Source organism: Paenibacillus sp. Root52, from assembly GCF_001426865.1.
In the GTDB taxonomy this organism is placed as follows: Bacteria; Bacillota; Bacilli; order Paenibacillales; family Paenibacillaceae; genus Paenibacillus.
Map to the genome: position 1 here is coordinate 820,142 of NZ_LMFO01000001.1, position 23,733 is coordinate 843,874.

Sequence of the window (23,733 nt, forward strand, 5' to 3'; positions counted from 1 at the left end):
GTATCTCCTTATAAGTACGATTGATTTATGCGCAATAAAATCTCCGGTTATTATATCGTACAATTTCACGTTCTTTTTCTAAGAATTATCCAGTGTTCGTTTCATCTCGCTATGAAACTCATCTTGTCATCTTCTTAAAGTCTTTTTTAATCAAAGCATAGATGACGTTATCTACAAATCGGTTCTTCCAGTAGTAATTATCCTTCAGTAAACCCTCTGCTTGGAAGCCTACCTTCTCAAGCACCCTTCTTGAGCCTACATTCTCAGGTTCAACAAAGGCTTCAATTCGGTTTAATTCAAGCGTATCGAACCCATACTCCATGATCTTCTCTAAGACCTCTGTCATAACCCCTTGGCGCCAGAATTGTGGCGTGAGCTCATACCCGATTGCAACCTTATGATGATTCTTCGCCCAACCGTGAAACCCACATGTCCCCACCACTCGGTTGTCAGACTTCAGAGCGATCCCCCAGCGAATAGCCTGTTTGTTCTCGAACCTCTGATGCCAGGTTTGAATGAGTTGCTCTGCTTGTTCAATATTCGCAAAGCTCTCCACGTCGTAGTATTTCGTAACCTCATCCAGCGAAAAGGTCTGAAATATATCTTTCGCATCGTCATGTGTGATCTGTCTTAGGATAAATCGTTCTGTTTCTAATTCAGGAAACGTAGACATAAGCTCTGATCGCGCTTGAATTAGCCATGGATGTATCAATTTTAGCTTGGAACGATTCTCCCATACCTGATTCAGATATATCAGAATGCCTTCATTTAATTTCATTTCATCTACTTTGTGTCTAGCATCAAGTAAGTATTGATGATCCCCTGGAAGTTTCCAAGAAATTTTGTCTGAAATGAAGAGAACCTTGTCCATGAGAGAAGCTTCTGCTTTCAAAGTTGTATGACATTCGATTGCGTCTAATATCTCTTGATCGGTAATGTTGAAGATTTCCCTCGCCATAGCTTTGGACAGTTTCTGATGTACGATGCGACCATAGGTGTACTCTTCATCCATGATTTCAATAGAGAGTTTCTTCGCTAAATCCAACATTTCAGCAACAGGAACAACATTGCTAATATCGTGAAGTAATGCAGCCTGTTCCGCCTTTACAGGATCAGCTCCATAAAGCGTAGCGACACGTTTGGCTTCTGAAGCAACCGAGAGTGTATGTCCCAGAGTTTCATCATCTTCATACGCTGCAAAAAAAGCTTCGATGTCTTTCTTGAGATCACCTGAAAATTGTATATCCTTTAGGTATGTTTGGAGAGCTTCATTCATATCGAGAACCACCTTTACTATGATCTTGGCTATTTCTCTTATCCTTTTATCATGTTCTTAAAAGGCTAGTATCTTCTTCTTTCAAATCAACAAAAATAGGTCTTTGTACAATATTAATGTCGTCTAGGACAATGCCTTCAATGCTCTTAAACATAAGCTGTAAGGATTCATTTTGTGGATCTCTATATGTGAGATTAATGCCATCCTCAGCGAGTTTGCCTTCTAAGTCAGCTTCTACGTTAAACAAAAACATAACAAATACAACTTTATTACCGTCAGGATATGTATACTTCATTCGTTCGCCGGTATAAATTGCATGTAAATGATATTGCTTAACCGTAAGACCTGTCTCTTCTTTTACTTCTCTAATCATGGTCTCTTCAATAGTCTCACCGGCTTCCATTCCGCCACCAGGCAATCCCCAATCACCATAATCTGATCGTCTCTGTAATAGTATTCTTCCACAATCGTCTTGGATAATGGCTCCACCTGTAACAATAATATTTCTACCCATCGTTTCAGTCCTATTCATGGTTAGGATATGTGCAATACGTACTTCACTTGCGTTTTATTTTGTCCCTGAATCGTTTCAGTCTTTTCTGCAACTACTACAAAGTCTCTCTTCTCATAGAAGGCTCTGCCTACCTGATTTTCTTTGCCTACCCATGCAAATAATTGATGAATAGGTTGTAGAATTTGAATGTACTCTTGAATAAAACCATTACCAATGCCCATTTTGTGAAACTCAGGTCTTACATAAATTCGTAACAATTCATACTCCTCTTCAGACACTTGTCTGGTCTGAGCGTAACCAACAGCTTTCTCATTACATTCTGCAATTAAGAAACTTCGCTTCGCACTCTGAAGATCTCTCTCAATAGATAAACGTAAATTTTCACTGGAATACGCTCTACTGATAAAATCACGAATGTACTCCTCAGTGTAGATCTCACCATAAGTATACGTCCATGTCTCGTGCGCTATCGATTGAATGTAAGGGATATCCTCATTTGCAGCAAACCTGATTTTAACCATGTAGCCACCCTCTCCCCAAACTATGAATTTTAGGAACACTCAAACACATGAAAAGAAGTACCTTCCCCATAGCCATCCTTCACCTCATGTAACTGGATATGTTGAAAACCGTTGGCTTTAAGGATTTGCTCAAACTCTTCCATATCATAAAGGCGAACAGGAAAATCCATAATCTCGGTTTTCTCGATGATTTGATCTTTAATCAGTTGGTACTTTAACCTCGTGATAAGTGTTGACTTCTCCTGGTCGTAATGAACTTTTTTATATAAAACAATCGTCTCATCGTTCAATTTCTTTTGGCTCTCTTCTCTCCAGTCTGCAATCTCTTCAATCTCGTTACCTTTTAACATAATCGTTAATAGGAGACGTCCATCTTCCTTTAGTGCGCCTCGCAAATTCGCTAAACTTGGATGAATCAGTTCCGTTGGCAATAATGAGAAAGAACCAAATGGAATCATAATTAGATCGTACAGATCAGCTGCAACAAACTCTTCGATCTTATGGAAATAGACCTGAGGTGTTAAGTTTAATGCATTACCTTTTTCCCTACATACCTTAAGCATATCCTCTGAAATATCAAACCCCTCAATGTTAATGCCACGTTGCATAAAAGGAATCAGCATTCTCCCATTTCCGCACATGGGTTCAAGTACACGAATATCTTCTCGATCAGCAAAAGAAAGGTAGAAATCAAGCTCTTTGCCTTCTGCGATCGATTTATCCACTTCATACATTCTAGTGCATAGTTCTCCGTAATAACTCATTCTCTATTTTGCTCCTTTGCATGAGGTAAACACCTAGCATATCTGTCTTTTATAGTTTTCTTGCCTTGATTACAAAGGTGACTGGAAACATCTTTGCTCTTTTTGCGAGATTATTCTCTTCAGCGTGCTGTTGAAGGATTTCTTGATCCGTTTCTTCGATCATTTGCTCAATGACAAACCCTGCTGTAGCCAGCGCATTGATGTAAGTGGAAAGCGTGCGATCAGATAAGGTTAATTCGCCTTGAACATCATCGGGATTGACCAAATACCAGGATTCATCATGATAGGGCTTGTTCAATACGAATCTATCATTTTCTTGCACTATACATCTATGTATAGGGTGAGACCAACTAAAAATGAATACTCCGTCTTTTCTTAAATACGAGGCGATTCTCTTGAAGGTAGCTTCAAGGTCGGTTGTCCAGCCTATTGCATAGATCGAATAAACGATGTCAAAATAGTCGATAGGTACGCCACATTCTTCTTCCATCGGAGAACAGATTAATGTTGCTGAAAGACCACATGCTGTTAGATGCTGCTCCGCCTTTTCAATTTGATTCTTAGAAATATCCATTCCCCATAGCTCAGCCGCTTGGCGCTCTCCGTGGTACTGCAAAGATTGGCCATTGCCACAGCCTATTTCTAACAGCTTTTTGCCAGAGACATCTCCGAATAGCTGATGTTTTTCTTCCGATACAAATGCTCCATATAGCGGAAGTACGATTGCTTTTAAAAAATCATTTGCTTGGGTATCCCAATATAAGGTGTTCGTTTGGTGTACACTCTGCTTATTCAACCTATTGTCCCCCCGTTTTTCTAGAAAAGAATGCTCATCTGACTGTACTCTTTCATACATATGATGCTTCAAAATTTGCTTCATTTCTTTATTTTTATGAATTAGATAATCGCAATTCTTCAAGCTGTTTCGCTTTCACAAACGCTTTCTCCAAAAATGCTCTAATGGACAACTCTTCATAATCCCAGTTCATAGGCTCTAATGCAGTTGCACCCGTATAACCTGTACCTGCAATTTGATTCATGGTTGTAGACCAATCAATGGATCCATCGAAAGGCAGCCCATGTTGTTCCCAACTTCCATTGTCATCATGTAAATGCACTGCCATTAATCTAGAACCATACATAGATAACAAATCTTTGCTAGGATAATAGCGATAGTGGTGTCCACAGTCATAACAGAAGCCGATCCGCTTGGAATCCACTTGATCAAGTACCTGCGACAAATTAGTAAAGTTTCTTAAATTCTCAAACGCCACATTTACATTAAATTGCTCCGCTTGTTCTGTTATTCTCTTCACTCTCTCTACTCCCAATGTATTGTACGGATGATCTTCACTCGGAAGATGTACAACCATTGTTGGAATCTCATACGCGTTGCAGTCCACGATACACTGCAAGTATCTATTGGTAACGCTTTCGCCATTCAAATTATCAGTCCAAAGATCATGTTCATTATGGATTGGCGCGTGGATATTTTCTATAATAAGTCCTGCTTCTCTTGCAAGCTGCGGCCCGCTCCAGTAGTCCCCTCGACCAAAATGTTCACTCCACCATAATAGAACACCATCGAATCCAGCTTCTTTAATTAACTCATAACGTTCCTTCATCGATACTTCATAACCAAACCAATCATAGATCGTTACCATACATCTCTTCCTCTCTTCAATTGAATTGTTGCTGTCAGTTATAGTTAAAGTATAGGATCGTATATGCCATTAAAACTGTATAGATATTCATTATCGATTCGGATATAACCTAAAATACAATGACTTCTGCTCCTCCTCACTATGTCAGAGCAGTTCTCGTTATCCTTGTTCCCCTCGGCGACTAGTATAGTGTCATCGTCAAGTTCAAGCACAATCCCTACATGATCATGCGAGTCGTCAGATAACAGTTTCTCATATATAACGATATCCCCACGTTCAGGTTTAAAACCGTACTCTTTATCATGGTGAAAAAAACCTGTTTCAGGTAGCTGTGACCATTCCAACATTGCACCAACTCCAGCTAAACGATATTTTCCACTGGGGTAACGGATAGGTAGTACAATCCCTGCTAACATACAGCAATGATATACAAACGCCGCACACCAATTGCCTTGTAAAACTTTATGTATATCTTGATCGGGCCAATACTGACAAATATCACGATAGCGTTGATCCCCCGAGATGCCAACAATAACTTGTCCTGCTAACTCTTCCGCTATATTGACTAACCCTTGACGTTTATCAATGATATTGCTGTGAATACAGCTATCCGTAGCAGTTATCTCATCTATGCCTATATGATTGATTGAAATGGATAGTTCATTAAGCGTATTTACTAGCCTAAGTGCAGATGACGGCGATACAGATTGGTCAATATGTTGGACATACTGATGAAAGATAACAGAATCTTTGATGATTTCATCATAAGGGTCATGAACCTGCATGAGGTGATCTTGGTAGAATATCGCTCGTAGAATGCTGCGCTGCTCTTCCTTAGAGAAGATCCGCAAGTCTCTTAATATAGGTCTTACAGTCTCAGCACTATTCACGCCAGGGTAATGAGCAATTCTCGTTTTGTAATAATAAAATTGGTGGAGCAACCCTGCGATTGCACTAATCTCAGGCTCTAGTCCTCTCTTTAGTGCAAGAATCGACGCATATGACGACACTCCATAAAGGTGTACCGAAGCTTGATGTCGTTGAACAGGACTATTCATATTGAATATCATTTCATTCACAAGTGTACGGATGTGATCCATCCGTGATGTTACGATCTCCATAAATCATCCCATCCTATTCACTCTACTGTAACGGCATAAATGCTACTTTCCATATGTTGTTCTCATCTTTAATCATTTGAAAAAATGATTTTGCTCCTGCTTCTTTCTCATATTCTATATATCCTTCGTGTTCACCTTGCTCGTAAAATTCACCTTGTTCGATATTTCTGAAATTAGCTGTAATCTGTTCTTTGTTACCTTGATCCTTTTCGGGGATCTGTTGATCTTCCAATCTCGACCAAGCCACATTAGCTCAGTAATTTTTTCATATCTATCCTGGTATACGTCTTTTCGTAGCTAGTACCATCTTCGTTGAAATAAATAGCTTCTTTGGAGTACGGTGCTGAAATAGCATGATATCCGTGATGAGTAATAAGTTTAATCATCTTGGGATTTTCAATAGGATCAACACTCACGTACATTTCTGTACAACCTCGCTGCTTCGCAAGACGTTCTCTATACGTTATCAACGCTGATCCTATGCCGTTCCCGCGATACGCCTCTTTAACATATAGATCACTTAATTTCGGAGCCGATTCGCCTCTTAATTTTAGAACACCGAATCCTAATATGATATGATCTGTTGCAGCAACGACTAGTATTGCCTCTTGTTTCTCTTGCTGTGTAAAATATCTCGTGAAAAGCCCTTTATTGTTCCGAATAGAGCAAAGTCCATCCATATCGTTCACAGTAGCATTCCTTACAATGTATTGCATCATGACACTCCCTACATTTCCATTCCTGCTTATTTAATTATATTGACATCCTATGCGCAAAATGGGGTTATTTACAATTCCGAAACGACACCTATCCTAAGTTATCTACCATGAATTCTTCCCGTAAATAGAATATTAGAAGAAGTTATATAGACCGTCTTCAAAGTAGTCATACTCTTCATCCGTTAATCTTAGCTTGCCATATGCGTTATAAAATACTTCCTTATCTCTCTCATCTTCGAAAGCGTTATGTTTCGGTCTAATCGCTAATGCAACATCATATCTAGGATCGCCGTAAGCAGCGCCTGACCAGTCAATTACACCGACAATATTACCATCATGAACTAACACATTGTCTATCGTAAAATCACCATGAATTAACGTATTTGTTATTGGTGCTGGCCTTATTTCTTGGATCCGTTTGAGAAGAGCATCTGTACCGTCAACTACAAAATTCTGTAGATTATAATTAGCTTTAGATAACATGTGATCTAACCAAGTCGTATCACTCTTCATATATGCCGTAGGACATGAGCTTTCATGAATCTGCTTGAGACAACGCGCAAAGTTACCTATCGCTCTTTCTTTATCTTTGGGATCAGGTTCTTTAGATAGAAATTCCCTGAGCGTTATCCCCTCTATGTGATCCATTAGTAGCCATTTCTTTTGATTCTGCCTATGTATTGAATACGCTTTCGGGATAGGTAACCCTAACAGGCGGAGATGTTGAAGTGCTTCATACTCTTCAGATAACGACTCATTGTAGAGGAGGCTTTCTGTTTTTTTGACGATGTACTTCTTATCTGGGGTATGCAAAATAGCTACGATCGAAGTATGCCCTTGCTTATTGGGAAAGGTAATGTTCTTAACTTCACCAACCTGCTGAATGATCTCTTTTGGAATATCCTGGATATTCATCCTTACACCCTTTCGATAAAATCCCTTTGGTTTGAGCCCGATCAACATGTCAATTTCAATACTCCCCGTTGTACTCAGCAAAGCTAGTTTGTTTAAAAAGTCTAATATGATACGGAGTGCATACCTCCTTGAACGTTGGACTTAGGTCCTCAATGATACTAAGTGCTGCATCTACATAATCCTCCGAAATGAACACTTCTTCATCTAGGAATCCGCTTAACAACGCTGAATCCCCTTTATTTTTCAAGCAAAGAAAGCCGTACCCAGGATCAACAATAACCAAATTCATCATTTCATGCTCATCCTGTTCTTTATTTTTGTCGTAGAATCGTACAGTAAAGTCATCATCTTTATGATATATCTCTACATCACAGGAAAAATTCTTGTAGCTGAACTTCATGATTTCACCCGCTCTCTTTATTCAATCCTAGAGTTCCTTGAAACCTTAAATTAGCTCTTCAAGTTCCTATAAAATCATCTTATACATGCCTGCTTCTCCCAAAAAATCCGATTTTGTCAGTCCAACTTCTCCTAATAGTATCCGATAATTGGTTATGCTTCCATCATGAGATATGATAAAATGCCTTTTATTGTTCTGTTTCATCCAGCCTATTATTTGATTTCCAAACGCTTTAAATAGATCCTCGTCAATTCTATTAATCCCTTCGTCCCAGCAATCTAAATCCAAATCAAGAATGGTTAGATTCTTATATTGATTCCTAATCTCTTGCTTTGAATATATATAATCACACTTCAAGAAAGGAAATTTCGGGTTTTTTGGAAACATTCTCGGGCCAATTAGAGGTGTAACAATGATATTGCGATTACAGCTAAAATTAGAGCGGTTTCTATCGTCCTTTTGGTCGGACTTACAAGGATCACGTCATCCGAATTAAAACTTAATTCATTTCGTAGTTTATTTACCTGCATCTTACCTAATTCCGTAAGTCCTGGATGGATCTTATTTAGTTGATTGGGATAGTCATTAAGATGTTCCCCATGCCCATGACGAATAAATATGAGCTCCATTGCAGTTCAGCCTCCCCTCCCAAATGCAATTACCTGTAATCCATTACTCCCTCTATGACAATTTAAACGTTCAGTATCTACATGATAACGCATACTGTTTTATTTGCGAAGTACGCAGAAGGATAAAATAACCTTTCTCACCAAAAAAAGAAACGCCCTTATAAGGAGCGTTCCGGTTGAAATTTGTGATCTAGACTGAATGTTTGAATGTTATTCCAAGCTTACCTGTTGCCTAGGCGTACATCAGATCCATAAATCCACGAGTTACGTCTGCACCTTCAGCCGGTTCTGGCTGGTCTGCCTGTGCGTTATTTGCCATACAAGCTTTCACGGCTTCTTCGGTTGTGCAACGATTGGCATCATCACAAGTGTAGCATAAGTGAAGCATGTATCTGGTTAATTCGTCCGCCTGCGTGAATTGAGTTTGTTCGTTTGTTCTCATCTTCATCACTCCCATCTCTTCTTGAATTCAATATAACATCCTTTGAACATTAGTTTTGTGATTTATTTCACAAAGTAACTAAAAAGAAAAGAAACCCGTAGGTTTCCATCTTACAATGTGTATTGTACCTGGTGATTATAGTACCTTCCAGCGGACGCCACCATCTTCCGTTTGCAACAATAAGGATCGTTTGGTATCCGTATTTTCCACCAGCACCCACCCCAGCTTCGTTGACACCATCTGGATTTTCACGATCTCCGGATAGTCTTCCTGAATCTGATCGAACACTTTACTTCTCGGAAGTGCGTTCCAGGTCTTCCCTCCATCTTCTGTATGGTAGGTTATACCTTCATGTATCGTCCATCCATCGTTTGCGTTAAGGAACGTGGGTGCAAGGTTACGATTCAGACCCGTCTGCTTATTGAGCGAGAACGTAGACAAGCTCCAACTCTTTCCTCCGTCGTCTGTGAAAAATCCATTGAACTTGGTACGATCTCCTGTCGAACAGGACAATGGCATCCAAGCTCCTTTGGCTTCTCGTCCGAAAAATTGGGGTGAGTTGATGCCAAAATTGCCACATCCACTGAATTTATCACGATCGAAGAACGAAGCACCCACCTTCCAATCCTCTCCACCATTCGTCGTAACGTATAACTTCGGTGTCCCAAAATCAAGTGCAGTCAAGAATCCATGATTCGCATCCGAAAACGTTAATCCTGTTGTATATCCACGTGTAGGAATCTCTCCTAATCCAGTCTGTTCGTCATTATCACTCTCAGACATCGGTTTCCAGGTAGTTCCGCCATCTTCGGTAACATACAGCTTTTTGTCTTGTTTACCAATCGAGGTATCTACCGTAGTGAGAATCCATCCTTTTTCCGGAGAAACAAAAGAAATTGCCGTTACCTTATCAGTCTTAGATAACGAGGATAAACTCCAGCTTGCCCCACCGTTGTTGGTACGAAGCACAATAGTATCCGTTCCACCCATGCCTTCACGAACGATCCATCCGTGTGTACGGTCTACAAAATATATACTTTGGCCGTACTGTGGATTGGCTGGAAACTGCACATTCTCTGAAGGTGAAATATTCGTCCAGGTGACTCCTTCATCCTGCGTATAATACAATCGTAGTGCGTTTCTTGTTACTCCCCATGCCAAACCACCGTTCGAATTCAGGAGCTGAAAATCGGTCAAACGAGTCTGAATCTGATACTTGGCCATATCAGCCGCTTCTGTACTGTTAACTGGGGGAACAACGGTTAAGGTTTGTCCGGTATTTCCCGTCTCATCCGTTTCCTGAGGTGGCTGTGCCACCGGTGTTACTTCTGAATCAGTGCAGGCTGCGAGTACTGCTGCTAAGCCTATAGTCAGCAATGCTGTCTGCACAATCTTAATCCAATGCAAACGCAAGTGGTTTCACCTCTCTTTATCCCACAAGCAGGCGTGCATGCCTATCTATTCGGGTCTTTTTACGATTCATCACCATTCCACTTCACCCATTTTACCACAGATCTTGTCGAAAAGGCTCCTACGTGTTCTATGACGTTAGACTCTATGTTAACTGAATGAAATCCGTTGTCTGATTTTTATGTGCTCTGCACCACGAGTCATTTCGACGAAATATTTCTAAAAAAGACATCTCGTGTGAAAAAGTTTATAGACATCCCTCGCTTTTCCGGAAGATATCCCTTAATATGGATGGAAGTACATCCAAAAAGGAGAGGATATAAACATGGCAAATAGTACGAACCTTAAACCCAGTCGTGTCGTTATTGTAGGCATGGGTGCGGTAGGAACAACAACGGGATACACGCTGATGTTAAGACAGCGCTCATCCGAGTTGGTATTTGTGGATGTGAATCATGACAAAGCTACAGGCGAAATGCTCGATATGAACCACGGTCTTCCTTTTACCGGGGGCGTAAAAGTATGGGCTGGCGATTATTCGGATTGCAAAGACGCTGACATTATTATCATAACAGCCGGCGCATCCCAGAAGCCTGGCGAGACACGCATCGATCTGCTGAAGAAAAATGCAAGCATTTTCAAAGAGATTATTGAGAAGATTACAGCCGTTAATTCTCATGGTATTTTGTTGATTGCTACTAACCCTGTAGATATCCTCTCCTACACGTCCTGGAAGCAAAGTGGCTGGCCTGCGTCCCGTGTTATTGGATCAGGAACATTGCTGGATAGTGCACGGTTCCGTTACCTCATTGGTAAGAATAAAGGTATTGATCCGCGCAGCATCCACGCCCATATCATCGGCGAGCACGGGGATTCCGAAGTACCTGTATGGAGTCTTGCCAACGTTGCAGGAACGAATCTAGAGCTGGATGAAGAAACGCAAGAGGATATCTTTGATCGCACCAAGAATGCAGCTTATGAGATTATTAATGCCAAAGGTGCCACTTCTTATGCAATCGCGCTAGCACTTGATCGTATCGTTGCAGCAATCCTCGGGAATGAAGGCTCTGTCCTGAATGTATCTACGTTGCTTGAAGATTACAATGGCGTATCTGATGTCTATCTTGGTGTTCCGTGTGTCGTAGATCGTCACGGCGTGCGCGAAATCCTACCACTGCCATTGAATGAGAAAGAAAAAATCGCTTTCCAGGCTTCCGCAAACAAATTAAAAGAACAAATTGCAGGTTTAGAATAGTAGCCTGAAGGCATCATATCCCCTATTATTATTGGCGGTTAAACAATAATCATCATAATCTAATACAACCATCTGGATCTACTTTTCAGTGAGATCTGGATGGTTTTTTACTGCTTTTTTATAATGAGATAGAAAAAAATGTATAATTTAGATCTTCTAATATGATATTTATATATTTTGAAGTTTAATGTATCTATGGTATATTGAGTAATTCTCTATTTTAGTTTACATAATATTAATTACGGAAATTATATACTCCCCCTCACTCAAACAAGAAAAACCGCATCTCCTTCGATCTGCGGCTTCTTCGTTATTCATGAATCGGCTGAGCGTTAAAGGTAGGTATTTTTACATCAAGCAGCGCCATCGCTTCCTCTTTCTCCCGACTGGTGACATGCGTGTAGACGGTTGTAGTTTGGATAGATGAGTGACCAAGCAGCTCTTGAACCGTTCGTAAATCAGCCCCTCGGCGTAACATCATCGTAGCAAATGAGTGCCGCAGCTTGTGACTAGAATAGTTCTGTCGCTGCGTGGACGGCGATTCTTCCTGGAATCGTTCAAAGGTTTCGGTGGAGATGAGCTGAATACTGCGAATAGACAGTCGTTTACCCTTTTGCGAAACAAACAGCGCTTCTTCCTTCGAACGCCATGGAGCTAAACGTTCCTCTAAAGCTTGGGACAATAGATCCGCAACCATCTCAGGAACAGGCAATGTGCGCCACTTCCGGCCTTTCCCGAAGACATCCAACGTACGCCTGTCAGCATTATAATCCTTGCAGTTAAGGGCGTGCACCTCTCCAACCCGTAGTCCCATATACCCCATCAGCAGGAAAATAGCCAAATTCCGTGTTCGATACTTCCCCTCAACCGATTGCAGAAAACGTTCCAACCCACTCTCATCTAGGAAAACGGGCGCACGATTCTTCTCGGTTTTGGACTTCTTGATTCCGAAGGCAGGATTCGCTGTTACAAGCTCTAATTCAATTAGTGATTTGTAAAAGCAATGAATTGCTGCATGTTTTCGATTTCTTGTAGCATCACTTACTCCTCTTTCCCGGGCTTGGGACAAGTAAGATAACACATGCAGTTTTTTGACCTGATCTACCGGTTTGCCTTTAATCGAAACGAGAAATTCAGCCACATCACCAGTATAGGATTTCACGGTATATCCCGTGTAGCCGGCATCCTTCATCCATATATGAAAAGCCTCAAGCTCCTCTGCATATTGCTCCCTGATTTCTTCAGATATCATCTATGTTTGTCACCACAATTCTATTGGTAATGTTCGTCAGTCAACAATAACGATATTTATCAACGGTTCGACGATCTCTGGGAGACCTTCGTTACGCGTAATTACAAAAGACGGTAGTGGGTTCTCATGTAGCCCATTTACAGACTCACAATTTTGCACAACCAATGCCATTCGTAGTGTTTCTCCCGAACCAGCAACTTGAATCTGCGGCCACTCTTTCTTCGTACAAGCCGGCCAGTTCGCAAGCTCATTGGCAGGAATAATGCTTAACTGTGTTGTTTCAGCAGCAATACGGTAAATTCCCGTGCATACAGGTTCTTCTCCCAGCTTGTCCACCGGCAACTTAGCCTGTGCAGTCGCATCGGGAGCTGCATAGATGGAATAACACCAAGGCGAAATGCCCCATGCAGTGGCCATCAAGCCTTCATTTAACAGCTGAGCGGACAGATCACCCTCATTAAAACGTTCAACTAAATTGTGATCCCCGGCTCCAAGTAACTCGTCTACACGCGGAACCATGCGTGGTAGATCTGCAAGTATAAAGCCCGCACTGCCATAGGAGTCAAATACATGATGGTCTCTCGTCCATACTGGTGCTGATGCAAGTTGCTCTTGCGTAGGTTGCGCTGGGAATAGTGCGATAACGACCGTAACCACCTGAGCATATCTGACCATAGCCATCTGTTCTGGCTCCAATGGAACTTCTGCAATCCGAGGTGTTTTCCTATGAATCGATATACATAGCTCATACTCTCCTTCAACAAAATCCGACCATCCGAAGTCTACACTATAGTCTATACCTTCAATAGAACCTACGGAAAACTTCGTGTCGGGATGTAAGTTTACTGTATATTGTACGAAGCTCAGTTCTTGACCATATATAATAGAAGCATCTTGTCTTACGATAGGAGCATCAAGCTGCTGAGCAACAACCGAGACTTTGCGTCCGTCCTTCAAGCAACGTTGTGGATCAATATCAAGTTCTATATGCTCAACTTCGGCTTTCTGTGTGATGATCAACTTCGCCTCTGCAAGTACAGCAGAATCTGTTAAAGCAAACCCGAAATTCGGATTCAAATCCTGGTTCGTATGTAAATATGTATTCATGATACATCCCCTCTCCTCTGTCTGATGGCATGTCACAACCCCAAATATATGTCATATTGGATGAACCCGCAACCCCAGTTCAACGATATGAGTCTACATGCACCTTAATACATACCCGTTATACAGGTCTTAGGAACCGTTAATTTTACTAGAATTATTAAAAAAAATGCAGATGATTCATTTAGAATTCCTAACTCCAAAATACAAATAAAAAACCCCCTTACTTTTTTCGCACAAGCGAAAATTCAGGAGGTATGAACTATTTTGTTGCCATTTGATCTAAAGATTGAGCTTACTCTTCGAATGACTTCGAGTTCAAATGACTGTGATGACGTCCGTATAAGAAATAAATCGCCAGACCAATCAGCAACCAGATGAAGAACGTGATCCAAGTGAGCATCGCAAGTCGAGTCATAAGATACACACAGCCGATTGCGCTGAGGATTGGAATCCATGGGACGAACGGGACGCGGAAGCCACGTTTGAGATCAGGATTGTTTTTACGGAGCACGATAACCCCCAGACTGACCACTGCAAATGCAAACAACGTGCCGATGTTGGTCAACTCTGCCAGATGTCCGAGGGAGATGAAACCAGAAAATAACGCTACAACGATTCCCGCAACCCAGCTACCCAGGGCAGGAGTCTGGCTTTTGCCACTAACTTTCGAGAATACCGGAGATAACAATCCGTCCCTTGACATGGAGTACAATAATCGCGTCTGACCATACATCATCACAAGTAATACGGTAGTAATTCCTGTAATGGCACCTAGTGCTACAATCCAAGATAAGCCATGCAAGTTAACAAATTCAAAGGCAAAAGCTACTGGATCGCTAACATTCAGCATATGGTACGGCACAATCCCCGTAAGGATTAGTGAAACGACAATATATAACACGGTACAGATCGCGAGCGAACCGATAATGCCAATCGGCAAATTGCGCTGAGGCATCTTCACTTCTTCCGCTGCGGTAGATACAGCATCGAATCCAATATACGCAAAGAATACCGTCGCCGCTCCAGCGGTTACACCCGAAATGCCAAAAGGCAGAAATGGCTGCCAATTATCAGGCTGAACATAGAACACACCTACACCGATAAATATCAACACAACAATTATTTTCAGCGCAACCATAATCCCATTGGCACGAGCCGCTTCTTTCACTCCTCGGGTTAACAAGAAGGTAATAATTAACGTAATGACCGCTGCTGTGATATCAAAATACGTACTCTTCTCTGGACTAAAAGCACTCGTTAGCTCATGAGGTAAGTGCAATCCGAATCCAGATAATAGACTTTGGAAATAACCAGACCATCCACTAGCAACTGCTGCACTTGCAAAACCATACTCCAGGATCAGATCCCATCCAAGAATCCAAGCAATTACTTCACCAAAGGCAGTATAGCTATAAGTATAGGCACTTCCCGAAGCGGGTACACTTGAGGCAAATTCCGAATAACACAGTGCAGCAAAAGCACAGATTAGCCCTGCCAGCAAAAAGGAAAGGACTAGACCAGGCCCTGCGTATTTAGCAGCAGCCACACCTGTAAGAACAAATATCCCTGTTCCGATAATCGCACCTACACCAAGTGTCATCAGATCCAGCGGCCCTAACACTCTTTTCAGTGCACTACGTTCTTCCCCACTTACAGCAATGGGTTTCTTGCGAAACAATGAAGATTGTGACTCATTTCTGCTCATACATAATTTCCTCTCGTCGTGAAAGTATCACCTGTTCATCTGTTCTATAAAAAAGTGGTTTGTTCTATCTTATCGACCACCTATAAAAAACTAGTCGATTCTACACGTTATCGCGTTGCTTGATTAAATTTTTATTTAGAGAGATGTCGTATGTTGTGCTTTTTAAGCGGAAATTATCATGATATCTTGCCCGTGAAAGATAATAAAAATCGATCTAAACGAAAACTACGTATAATTTATATTATGCGCAGTTTTTATTTCACTTTTCCTCACCATAAAATTGTTTAAATACGTTGTTATATGAATTCGTGTGAATAACAGCTTATTTCGTTTATTTACGCTGTCCATCTCTCACGAATCCTGTCTGATTAATGCTCGTCAAGGAACAAAAAAAGACCGCATGATCCCATGCGGCTCTTGGTTTAATCTTTATTTCTCTAATATCCCAAGGTTACGAAAATATGATCCGATCTGCATCAGACATCTGATATTGCGTTAGAAGGTAGCTGGTACTCTCCAATGCCTGACGGCGAACCGCACCTAAATCTACATGCAACAACCTACCTTCTCTCTTCACCGGTTGACCTGCCACAAATACAGTGTCCACGTTTGATGGATTAGCGAATTGTACAACGGCCCCTATCGGATCATGAACGGGGAACAAATTCAGATCCGTCGTACGAATCATAATCAGGTCGGCCTCTTTGCCTGGTGCTAGTGTGCCAATCTTATGCCCTAGTCCCAACGCTTGTGCGCCAGCCGATGTGGCGAATCTCAATACCTGACTCGACTGTAAGTTCAGCTCACCAGGCATTTCTCCCTGCTGCAACAATTGCTCATTCGCTCTCGACCGCTCTGCCTGCAGCGCAAACTTCATCTGAGAAAACATATCACCACCCGTGGATGTCACCACATCCACACCGAGTGTTGGCGTGCCTCCATTCTCCAGAAAATGGCCGGTCGCTGGGTATCCATGCCCCATCATCATCTCTATCTCAGGCGTAATCGAAAGTGACGCACCTTGATCGGCGAGCATTTTGTATTCATCAAGCCCCATCGTATTGCCATGAACCACATTTATTCGTGGACTCAGTAGACCTGCCTCATGTAGCTTTGTCACTGAGCGATCCACACTGCCCCAAGTCCCGAATCCTACGTGCATGGAACAAATGGCATCTAATTCCTCTGCAAGACGAATCTCCTTGACCGTTGTATCCCAATGACTGAACTCCGGCCCTCGAATGGCAAGCCCAAACGCCAGCAATTGATCCCTTGATGAGAAGTATCGCTGCTTCACTCTGCGTACATCGTTGGAGTATGTAAGAAGACTATCTCTATTCCAGTAATTCGTTTCACCAGGTACACCCTGAGCGAATACCGCACGGATTCCCGCATCCTGAAGTCCATGAATCAATTCATCTGTGTGCTCTGGCGAATACGGCATACTCCAATCCAATACAGTTGTCACCCCTGCATTAAGCGCTTCCAAAGATCCTAATAAATTCGCGATGTAGCTGTCTTGAGGACGAAGCTTGCTCCCCATAGCTCCATAATAGAGATTCTGCAAATACACGGGCAGTGACCAATTCGTGCCTGTTGTTTTAACCAATGACTCCCACACATGGCGATGGGTATCTACAAGTCCCGGGAGCACAATCATATCAGATGCATCGATAACTTCGGCTTCTGCACACTCCAGATCAGGCTTAATAGCTATAATGATAGAATCCTCAATTAAGACATCGGCTCTTTTGTACTGACCAACCGAGGCATCCATTGAAATAACACAACCATTTTTCAGCAAATAACTTTTCCCCATTAGACACATCTCCAATCATTATGTTTTGGATATGGCTTGCATGATGGTATGATTCAATGCTGAACGACATTATTATACAACTTAATTTTATAAAGTATATATGTATTATATAGTTGCATCTCTAGATTTGCAAATTTTGGAATCAAAAAAACCTTGAGTAGCAAGTAGCTATGCAAGGTTTTATGAATCCTTTCAATCTAATCATTCCACCAGATTAATTGAAGCAGTGAATGGTCTCCTTCATGATATTTCACTTCGCGCTCTCCAGGAATCACTGAGTGTTCCTCAACAACAATGGGAAAAGGTGAACCGATGAGGTTAATCCCTATTAATAATGCAAAGCTAATGATAACAATCCCAATCAAAGTAAAAATGACTCTTTTCAATCGACTCTCTCCTCATTCATGTATCTTACTTCCCCGCCAAAAATCTTGTCTGCAACGATATTTCCATCTTGATCAAAAGCTCTTATTGTCCAGTTCTCCTCGGTATACTCATCTAATACAAACAGTGCATACAGATCGTCAATCTCTTCAAGTTGATAGTCATCCGGTTTGGCTTTCACTTCTTCAAGGGAGAGCTCGTAAGATTGCGAAGACGAAACATCCTTCAGATGATTGCCCACCGCTATGTATTTGATGTTGGATTCCATGGTTGTTACTACCCCAACTACAAAGCGATTAGGATCACCTAGACCAGTAGCCTCAAATGGCTTGCCTTCCTCGACCGTACGACCATATGAGCTTCCATCATAACGATGTAAGAAACCGAACTTCTTTTCAAGTTTGGCTATGCCAAAACTCTGGTCTTGATGATCTACGAACAATACCACTTGGCCGTAACCGTTAATTTCTTTGGATTTTACAATCTGACCATCATGAGGCAATGCGTTGATTTCATTCACATGTAACCCTTGCATCGCGCCAAATCCTAATATAACAAGCAAGCATAGACCAACTATAATTAATCCTTTTCGCAAAATACCCCTCCATACAATGAGATAATAATTAATAATAAGTAATGCATTTCAGATGAATGCTACATATTAAATGCTTCCCGAACGATAAATGTTGCTCGCTTGATCCAATTCGTTAGAAGTTTACTACGTATCATTGTAATTTTAACATAATTATACATAAGATGTTTGAAGCCTTTTTTTCATGAGCAATCGTACGACATCCAGAGAATCAGATAAAATCAGATAAGCCACCGTCTATGAAGGGCATATCATCACAACATCGTTCTGTTGTGATATATTCATCCTATTGTTTCCTATAATGAATGAAAGTGTAATTACGTAAAGGGCAATATTTGATGTGTGCTGGCTTTCAACCAGATTGATTAGCGAGACCACGATAACTAGGAGGAACGAAATATGAGTGTATCTGCAATCGACATTTTATTAACGCAAAAGGATAACACATGGGATCAATGTAATTGGATTGTACCTGTAGCAAAAGCACTGGAGGGGCTTTCTGCTGAACAAGCTGCCTGGGTTCCACCTTCAGGTGGACTTAGCATCTGGCAACTGGTAAACCACATGCATTATTACAACCATCGTATCTTCCAACGTATGCAGGGTATAACCTCTGATCCAGCCGCAGAGAGCAATGTTGCGACATTTGGTGGTACGGGCGATGCAACAGACGAGGCAGGATGGAACGACTTAGTGAGGAGCACTACAGAACTTGCTGAACAGTTACGAACTCAGCTTGCAACCTTGCAACAGTCTAATCTTGATGCACAATATATGAATACTGAGGATACTTGGGGGCATACCCTTAGCCAATGGATACTACATGATGCATATCATGCCGGGCAGATTGTTCTTCTTCGCAGACAGCAAGGAAACTGGAATATCGTCTTCTAAAAAAACACTTGAACTGCTAGCGCTTACAAGATTAAGATGAAATCATTGATGTTACAACTTGTTCAACACACTAACAATTGAATAGGATCTTCGGGGTAGGGTGCAATTCCCAACCGGCGGTGATGTTCCTCGGAACCAGCCCGCGACTCGCTGACTGATATAGTTATCAGCGACTGACTTGGTGAGACTCCAAGGCCGACGGTAAAGTCCGGATGAGAGAAGATCAACACATGTCATGCCGTTCTACGGGAAGTCCTCTTCTCTGACGACATATGCATGGATGAGCCCCCGTTTATTTGGTGATTCACCAGAACGGGGGCTTTTGTCGATTTTGCCAACTGAAGATTCCGTGTTCTGACGAAGGAGTCCTGAATATGGAAAAGAATCAAACTGCCTCAACGGTCTATCGGAAAGAACGAAGTAACACTGGATTCTGGCTTGTTGTAATCGGTGCTGCGTTATGGGGCGTAGATCCGTTGTTCCGTATTATTTTGCTTCAGACGATGACCTCAACTCAAATTGTACTTATTGAGCACATCATTGTAAGTCTAGTCGCCATTCCTGTCTTATGGAAATTCCGCGCAGACCTGAAAAATCTACGTGCTAGACACTGGGTTGCTGTAATCTTCATTTCCTGGGGAGGATCAGCACTAGCAACGGTGTTATTCACCATGGCGCTCACCAATAACGATCCCAATACCGTTCTCTTGTTGCAAAAAATGCAACCCTTGTTCGCCATTGTGCTCGCGAAGCTGCTTTTGAAAGAAACGTTACCACGTCGCTTCGGCGGACTTTTCTTTATTGCACTTGCAGGAACCTATTTGCTCACGTTTGGATTCACACTTCCTCTCGGAAACTGGAACACCTGGATTCATGCAGGTAGCCTGTTATCCTTGGGAGCAGCTGCTCTCTGGGGCGGATCTACGGTGATGGGACGATTAATGTTAGGGCAAGCAAGATATGAGACCGTTACTTCTCTCCGGTTCGTAGTCGCTCTGCCGCTCCTCTTCTTGATGACATGGCATGAAGGAGCAGCATGGACATTCCCCTCCGGAACAGGTGAACAAGCGGCCGTCGTGCTTAATGTATTGGGTCAAGCTTTATTGCCTGGACTATTGAGCTTGCTGTTATATTATAAAGGCTTATCCTCTACAAAAGCCTCTGTCGCTACGCTAGCGGAACTTAGTTTCCCGATGGCGGGTGTTCTGGTGAACTGGATCGCTTTCCGTACGTTGATTACATGGGAACAGCTCGTTGGTTTTATCCTAATATGGATTGCACTCTTTGCGATTTCCAGACAGCAGGAGCGGTCGGCAAGTGTTGCTGATGCTGCCCCTAAGCTTCGTACAGAATAATTACCTCGCAGGATGCATTCCTAACATATATGTCAACTTCTCAAACATTATATAAAAGAACGCAGCACTGTTTATCCCACTGGATGAACAGTGCTTTTGTTTTTTCAGCAATCCGATGGTACGATGACATATGGAACACTAGATATCCATCTTAGAAAGGAAAGATGCTTAATGTCTTCATTTTCATATACATCTTACGATGCTATTGGTTTAGCAGAGCTTGTACGCTCCCGAGAAGTATCTCCAATTGAACTGCTTGAAGCAGCATATGCACGACTCGAAGAAGTGAATCCACAGCTTAATGCGGTAATTCGTACATATGAAGTACAAGCTCGTCAGGAAGCAAGCATGATTCGCCCAGGAGAGCAACCTTTTGCTGGTGTGCCTTTGCTACTTAAGGACATCTCTCAATCCCTAGAGGGTCAGATCCTAACTTCAGGCTCCCGTCTTCTTAAAGATCATCGAGCGTTACGTAGTTCTAACTTTGTCTCTCGATTACGTGAAGCTGGTTTTATTATTATCGGACATACGAACACGCCAGAGTTCGGGCTGAAAAATATTACCGAGCCCCGTTTACACGGACCTACACGCAATCCATGGAATACGAATCATTCTCCTGGAGGTTCAAGCGGGGGCGCCGCTGCGGCAGTAGCATCCGGAATTGTACCTCTAGCCGGTGCCAGTGACGGAGGTGGTTCTATCCGCATCCCTGCTTCCTTCAGCGGGTTGTTTGGTCTGAAGCCAACACGTGGACGTACTCCAGTAGGACCAGGTGTTGGTCGTCAATGGCAAGGCGCTTCGATTGATTTTGCATTATCTCGAACTGTCCGGGACAGCGCTGCGCTGCTAGATACGTTGCAAGTTATTCAACCAGAAGCTGCATTTCATGCTCCCCTCTTTCCCGGCAGTTACTTGGCAGATCTGAATTATCCTCATCAACGCAAATTAAAAATTGCTTATACTACCGATTCTCCAGTAGGGACTTCTGTAAGTGAGGAAGCCATACAAGCCGTATATAAGGTCGTTCGTTGGTTGGAGGAGCAAGGTCATGAGGTTGAAGAGAAGTTAAGTCCAGTTAATGGCGTACGGTTGATGGAAAACTATTATATGATGAACAGCGGTGAAATGGCTGCGATGATCGCTTCTATGGAGCACGCTATGGGTAGAGAGCTCACGGCAGACGATATGGAGATCGAGTCATGGGTTCTCGCTGAAGCGGGCAAAAAAGTATCTGCAGCGGAGTTTGTGCATAGTTTAGCGGAATGGGATGTTGCGGCGGCACAAATGTCTAACCTGTTCACCCGTTATGACTTCTATGTTACGCCAGTTAATGCTTATCCAGCACCTCAGATTGGAGAGCTCACGCCTCATGCGGAGCAGATTCAGCATCTAATGCGAATAAGCGATCTGGACAAGCTAGAGCAGCAGCAATTGATCTATGAAATGTTCGAACCAAGTCTTACGTACACTCCTTATACCCAGCTTGCAAATCTAACGGGTCAGCCTGCTATGAGCGTGCCTGTTCATATGACACCTGAAGGTTTACCGATGGGTGTTCAGGTAATGGCCACCAAAGGCCGTGAAGACTGGCTGTTGCATCTTGCTGGACAACTTGAGGCATCCGATATCTGGATTGGCATGGAAGGTAACCCGCTGTTTCCTTCATGATCTCTGATTAGAGTTGACTTAATTGAAGTTATTAAGGTTATTGAAGTTACTGGCTCACTATTAAATAAGCTGCTGCAATCGTGTTAAAGCGATTGTAGTAGCTTATTTATATCTACAAGTTATTCTTAGTTTGTCTGTAAGCTCCTAGAGAAATGGAATGAGAACTCAAATGAGAACTCAAATGGGATGCGGTCAATGACCTATCAATCGGATTATGAGTATGTTGGAAAATTGAAATAGGCAAGATGTAAAATCAAACTATCTCACCCTCCTATTTTACATTTTTACATAAAATCACACTCTAGTATTTTTTTATAAGGTATAATAAAAAAATTGATATTAGTTTACATAATAATTATGTTGTTAACAAATATCATTCTAAGTTTATTACTCTATCTATCTCTATGCTTTTGACAGGTTAGATTAGTCCACGCGATTGTCATCTCTCTTACATAGGATGTCTCATGGCATCTCCTATATCCAGGATGCGTGCCTACTATGTTAAGGAGGTATTCAATATGACTAACAAAAATGCATCAATCTCTCAGATCATCTATCCCCGCTTAACCGTGTTTAGTGAAGAGAATTTCAGGGGATTAAGAAGAGTGTACCGTGGCAACCTTGGCATTAGAGATATTGATTCAGTTCTGACAGGTATTGAGAGTTTGCGCTTCTTCTCTACCAATCCGAACGCTACTCTTGTCTTATTCGATCGTTCTAGTTTCAGAGATAATTTTGTTGTACTGCGTGGCAACCGCAGCATTCGAGAATTGGATGACTTTCTGCGCAGAGGAGATGTTGAATCTCTAATCGCATCCAATGAGCGACTGACACTGGCTCAGATTCGCAAAATTAGACGTACAGGCAACTTGCCCCCTGGCTACCGTCTGATCTAATATCAGAATCCCATTTTAATAGGTGCAGCCAACCCTCCTATATTTCCGAAAATCACACTTGCTGATCTTAAACGAACACCCTAACTAGCGTCGCAATGAGCCTCATCACCAAACAAAAAGGCAGTTCGTTCTCTAAGAACGACTGCCTTTCCTCTATTAAACTAGTATGAAATATCTATATAATGTCATCTCCGCAAGTTATATACCGCAGATCGTGAAGCACGAATGATTTTGGAAGCATACGATTGCCCAAGCATCCATTTCCGCTATCAATTGCCTAGTTCTCACGGACTCGGATGATTCAGCCATTTGTTTCATCTGTTGTCATTCAGCACGGTTGACTTCCGTAGGACCGTAATAGTTAAAATTCACTAAACAATGGGTACATAACTTTACAAATTCAGTCTCATTAATTACTTCTTCCGTTAAGT

Annotated in this window: 25 protein-coding genes and 1 riboswitch; of the genes, 5 read left to right on the forward strand and 20 right to left on the reverse strand. The window is 42.0% G+C overall.

The features are described 5' to 3' along the window. Positions 1–118: 118 nt before the first annotated feature. The 14 genes from yqeK to ASD24_RS03540 all read right to left on the reverse strand — a co-directional run bounded on the left by yqeK (position 119) and on the right by ASD24_RS03540 (position 10,378). Positions 119–1,276: a bis(5'-nucleosyl)-tetraphosphatase (symmetrical) YqeK gene (gene yqeK / locus ASD24_RS31390; RefSeq protein ID WP_082560257.1), complete on the reverse strand. Its 1,158-nt coding sequence runs from the start codon at positions 1,274–1,276 to the stop codon at positions 119–121. A gap of 49 nt (positions 1,277–1,325) precedes the next feature. Next, on the reverse strand, positions 1,326–1,808 hold the full coding sequence (locus ASD24_RS03480; protein ID WP_327205220.1) for an NUDIX domain-containing protein: 483 nt from the start codon (positions 1,806–1,808) through the stop codon (positions 1,326–1,328). A 2-nt stretch (positions 1,809–1,810) separates the two neighbouring features. Next, positions 1,811–2,311, reverse strand: a complete 501-nt coding sequence (locus ASD24_RS03485; RefSeq protein WP_056691542.1) for a GNAT family N-acetyltransferase — start codon at positions 2,309–2,311, stop codon at positions 1,811–1,813. Positions 2,312–2,340: 29 nt separating this feature from the next. Next, the gene (locus ASD24_RS03490) at positions 2,341–3,075 is read right to left on the reverse strand and encodes a class I SAM-dependent methyltransferase (RefSeq protein WP_056691545.1); all 735 of its coding nucleotides are present in this window, start codon (positions 3,073–3,075) and stop codon (positions 2,341–2,343) included. A gap of 49 nt (positions 3,076–3,124) precedes the next feature. Beyond that, positions 3,125–3,931: a class I SAM-dependent methyltransferase gene (locus ASD24_RS03495; RefSeq protein ID WP_056692539.1), complete on the reverse strand. Its 807-nt coding sequence runs from the start codon at positions 3,929–3,931 to the stop codon at positions 3,125–3,127. Between the two features lie 34 nt (positions 3,932–3,965). After that, positions 3,966–4,739: a sugar phosphate isomerase/epimerase family protein gene (locus tag ASD24_RS03500; RefSeq protein WP_056691548.1), complete on the reverse strand. Its 774-nt coding sequence runs from the start codon at positions 4,737–4,739 to the stop codon at positions 3,966–3,968. A 44-nt stretch (positions 4,740–4,783) separates the two neighbouring features. After that, entirely contained in the window at positions 4,784–5,860 is a 1,077-nt protein-coding gene (locus ASD24_RS03505; protein ID WP_056691550.1) for a CHAP domain-containing protein, read from the reverse strand. 22 nt (positions 5,861–5,882) lie between these two features. Then, on the reverse strand, positions 5,883–6,092 hold the full coding sequence (locus ASD24_RS03510) for a hypothetical protein (RefSeq protein WP_056691553.1): 210 nt from the start codon (positions 6,090–6,092) through the stop codon (positions 5,883–5,885). Between the two features lie 16 nt (positions 6,093–6,108). After that, entirely contained in the window at positions 6,109–6,579 is a 471-nt protein-coding gene (locus ASD24_RS03515) for a GNAT family N-acetyltransferase (RefSeq protein ID WP_235540310.1), read from the reverse strand. A gap of 132 nt (positions 6,580–6,711) precedes the next feature. Further along, the gene (locus tag ASD24_RS03520) at positions 6,712–7,494 is read right to left on the reverse strand and encodes a phosphotransferase family protein (protein ID WP_162248917.1); all 783 of its coding nucleotides are present in this window, start codon (positions 7,492–7,494) and stop codon (positions 6,712–6,714) included. Positions 7,495–7,549: 55 nt separating this feature from the next. Further along, positions 7,550–7,786 (reverse strand): hypothetical protein, encoded by a 237-nt coding sequence (locus ASD24_RS03525; protein WP_235540312.1) that lies wholly within the window; start codon positions 7,784–7,786, stop codon positions 7,550–7,552. A gap of 506 nt (positions 7,787–8,292) precedes the next feature. Further along, on the reverse strand, positions 8,293–8,523 hold the full coding sequence (locus ASD24_RS30890) for a histidine phosphatase family protein (RefSeq protein WP_235540314.1): 231 nt from the start codon (positions 8,521–8,523) through the stop codon (positions 8,293–8,295). Positions 8,524–8,755: 232 nt separating this feature from the next. Next, the gene (locus ASD24_RS03535) at positions 8,756–8,965 is read right to left on the reverse strand and encodes a hypothetical protein (RefSeq protein ID WP_056692540.1); all 210 of its coding nucleotides are present in this window, start codon (positions 8,963–8,965) and stop codon (positions 8,756–8,758) included. 135 nt (positions 8,966–9,100) lie between these two features. Further along, positions 9,101–10,378 carry a WD40/YVTN/BNR-like repeat-containing protein gene (locus tag ASD24_RS03540; RefSeq protein WP_056691564.1) on the reverse strand — a complete coding sequence of 426 codons (1,278 nt, stop codon included), beginning with the start codon at positions 10,376–10,378 and terminating at the stop codon, positions 9,101–9,103. A 322-nt stretch (positions 10,379–10,700) separates the two neighbouring features. On the opposite strand from ASD24_RS03540, the gene ASD24_RS03545 reads away from it, so the two are divergent. Continuing rightward, positions 10,701–11,630, forward strand: coding sequence for an L-lactate dehydrogenase (locus ASD24_RS03545; protein ID WP_056691565.1), 930 nt, complete (start codon positions 10,701–10,703; stop codon positions 11,628–11,630). 310 nt (positions 11,631–11,940) lie between these two features. Here ASD24_RS03545 and ASD24_RS03550 read toward each other — a convergent pair whose 3' ends face one another. The 6 genes from ASD24_RS03550 to ASD24_RS03575 form a co-directional block, all read right to left on the reverse strand. Next, complete coding sequence (locus ASD24_RS03550) at positions 11,941–12,882, reverse strand: tyrosine-type recombinase/integrase (protein WP_056691567.1); 942 nt, start codon at positions 12,880–12,882, stop codon at positions 11,941–11,943. 36 nt (positions 12,883–12,918) lie between these two features. Continuing rightward, positions 12,919–13,989 carry a hypothetical protein gene (locus ASD24_RS03555; protein WP_056691569.1) on the reverse strand — a complete coding sequence of 357 codons (1,071 nt, stop codon included), beginning with the start codon at positions 13,987–13,989 and terminating at the stop codon, positions 12,919–12,921. A 292-nt stretch (positions 13,990–14,281) separates the two neighbouring features. Further along, on the reverse strand, positions 14,282–15,694 hold the full coding sequence (locus tag ASD24_RS03560) for an amino acid permease (protein ID WP_056691573.1): 1,413 nt from the start codon (positions 15,692–15,694) through the stop codon (positions 14,282–14,284). A gap of 451 nt (positions 15,695–16,145) precedes the next feature. Further along, positions 16,146–17,513, reverse strand: coding sequence for an amidohydrolase family protein (locus ASD24_RS03565; RefSeq protein ID WP_056691577.1), 1,368 nt, complete (start codon positions 17,511–17,513; stop codon positions 16,146–16,148). Positions 17,514–17,710: 197 nt separating this feature from the next. Beyond that, positions 17,711–17,899, reverse strand: coding sequence for a hypothetical protein (locus ASD24_RS03570; protein WP_056691580.1), 189 nt, complete (start codon positions 17,897–17,899; stop codon positions 17,711–17,713). After that, positions 17,896–18,492 (reverse strand): hypothetical protein, encoded by a 597-nt coding sequence (locus ASD24_RS03575; RefSeq protein ID WP_056691583.1) that lies wholly within the window; start codon positions 18,490–18,492, stop codon positions 17,896–17,898. The genes ASD24_RS03570 and ASD24_RS03575 overlap by 4 nt, the downstream gene beginning before the upstream one ends. Positions 18,493–18,888: 396 nt before the next feature. Here ASD24_RS03575 and ASD24_RS03580 point away from each other — a divergent pair, with 396 nt between their 5' ends. The 4 genes from ASD24_RS03580 to ASD24_RS03595 all read left to right on the forward strand — a co-directional run bounded on the left by ASD24_RS03580 (position 18,889) and on the right by ASD24_RS03595 (position 23,302). Then, a complete protein-coding gene (locus ASD24_RS03580; protein ID WP_056691586.1) occupies positions 18,889–19,383 on the forward strand; it encodes a DinB family protein in 495 nt (164 codons plus the stop codon). A gap of 82 nt (positions 19,384–19,465) precedes the next feature. Beyond that, a riboswitch (FMN riboswitch) is annotated at positions 19,466–19,611 on the forward strand. 146 nt (positions 19,612–19,757) lie between these two features. Beyond that, positions 19,758–20,738: a DMT family transporter gene (locus ASD24_RS03585; protein ID WP_056691589.1), complete on the forward strand. Its 981-nt coding sequence runs from the start codon at positions 19,758–19,760 to the stop codon at positions 20,736–20,738. Between the two features lie 171 nt (positions 20,739–20,909). Continuing rightward, positions 20,910–22,406, forward strand: a complete 1,497-nt coding sequence (locus tag ASD24_RS03590; RefSeq protein ID WP_056691594.1) for an amidase — start codon at positions 20,910–20,912, stop codon at positions 22,404–22,406. A 518-nt stretch (positions 22,407–22,924) separates the two neighbouring features. Then, the gene (locus ASD24_RS03595) at positions 22,925–23,302 is read left to right on the forward strand and encodes a hypothetical protein (RefSeq protein WP_056691598.1); all 378 of its coding nucleotides are present in this window, start codon (positions 22,925–22,927) and stop codon (positions 23,300–23,302) included. Positions 23,303–23,733: the final 431 nt, after the last annotated feature.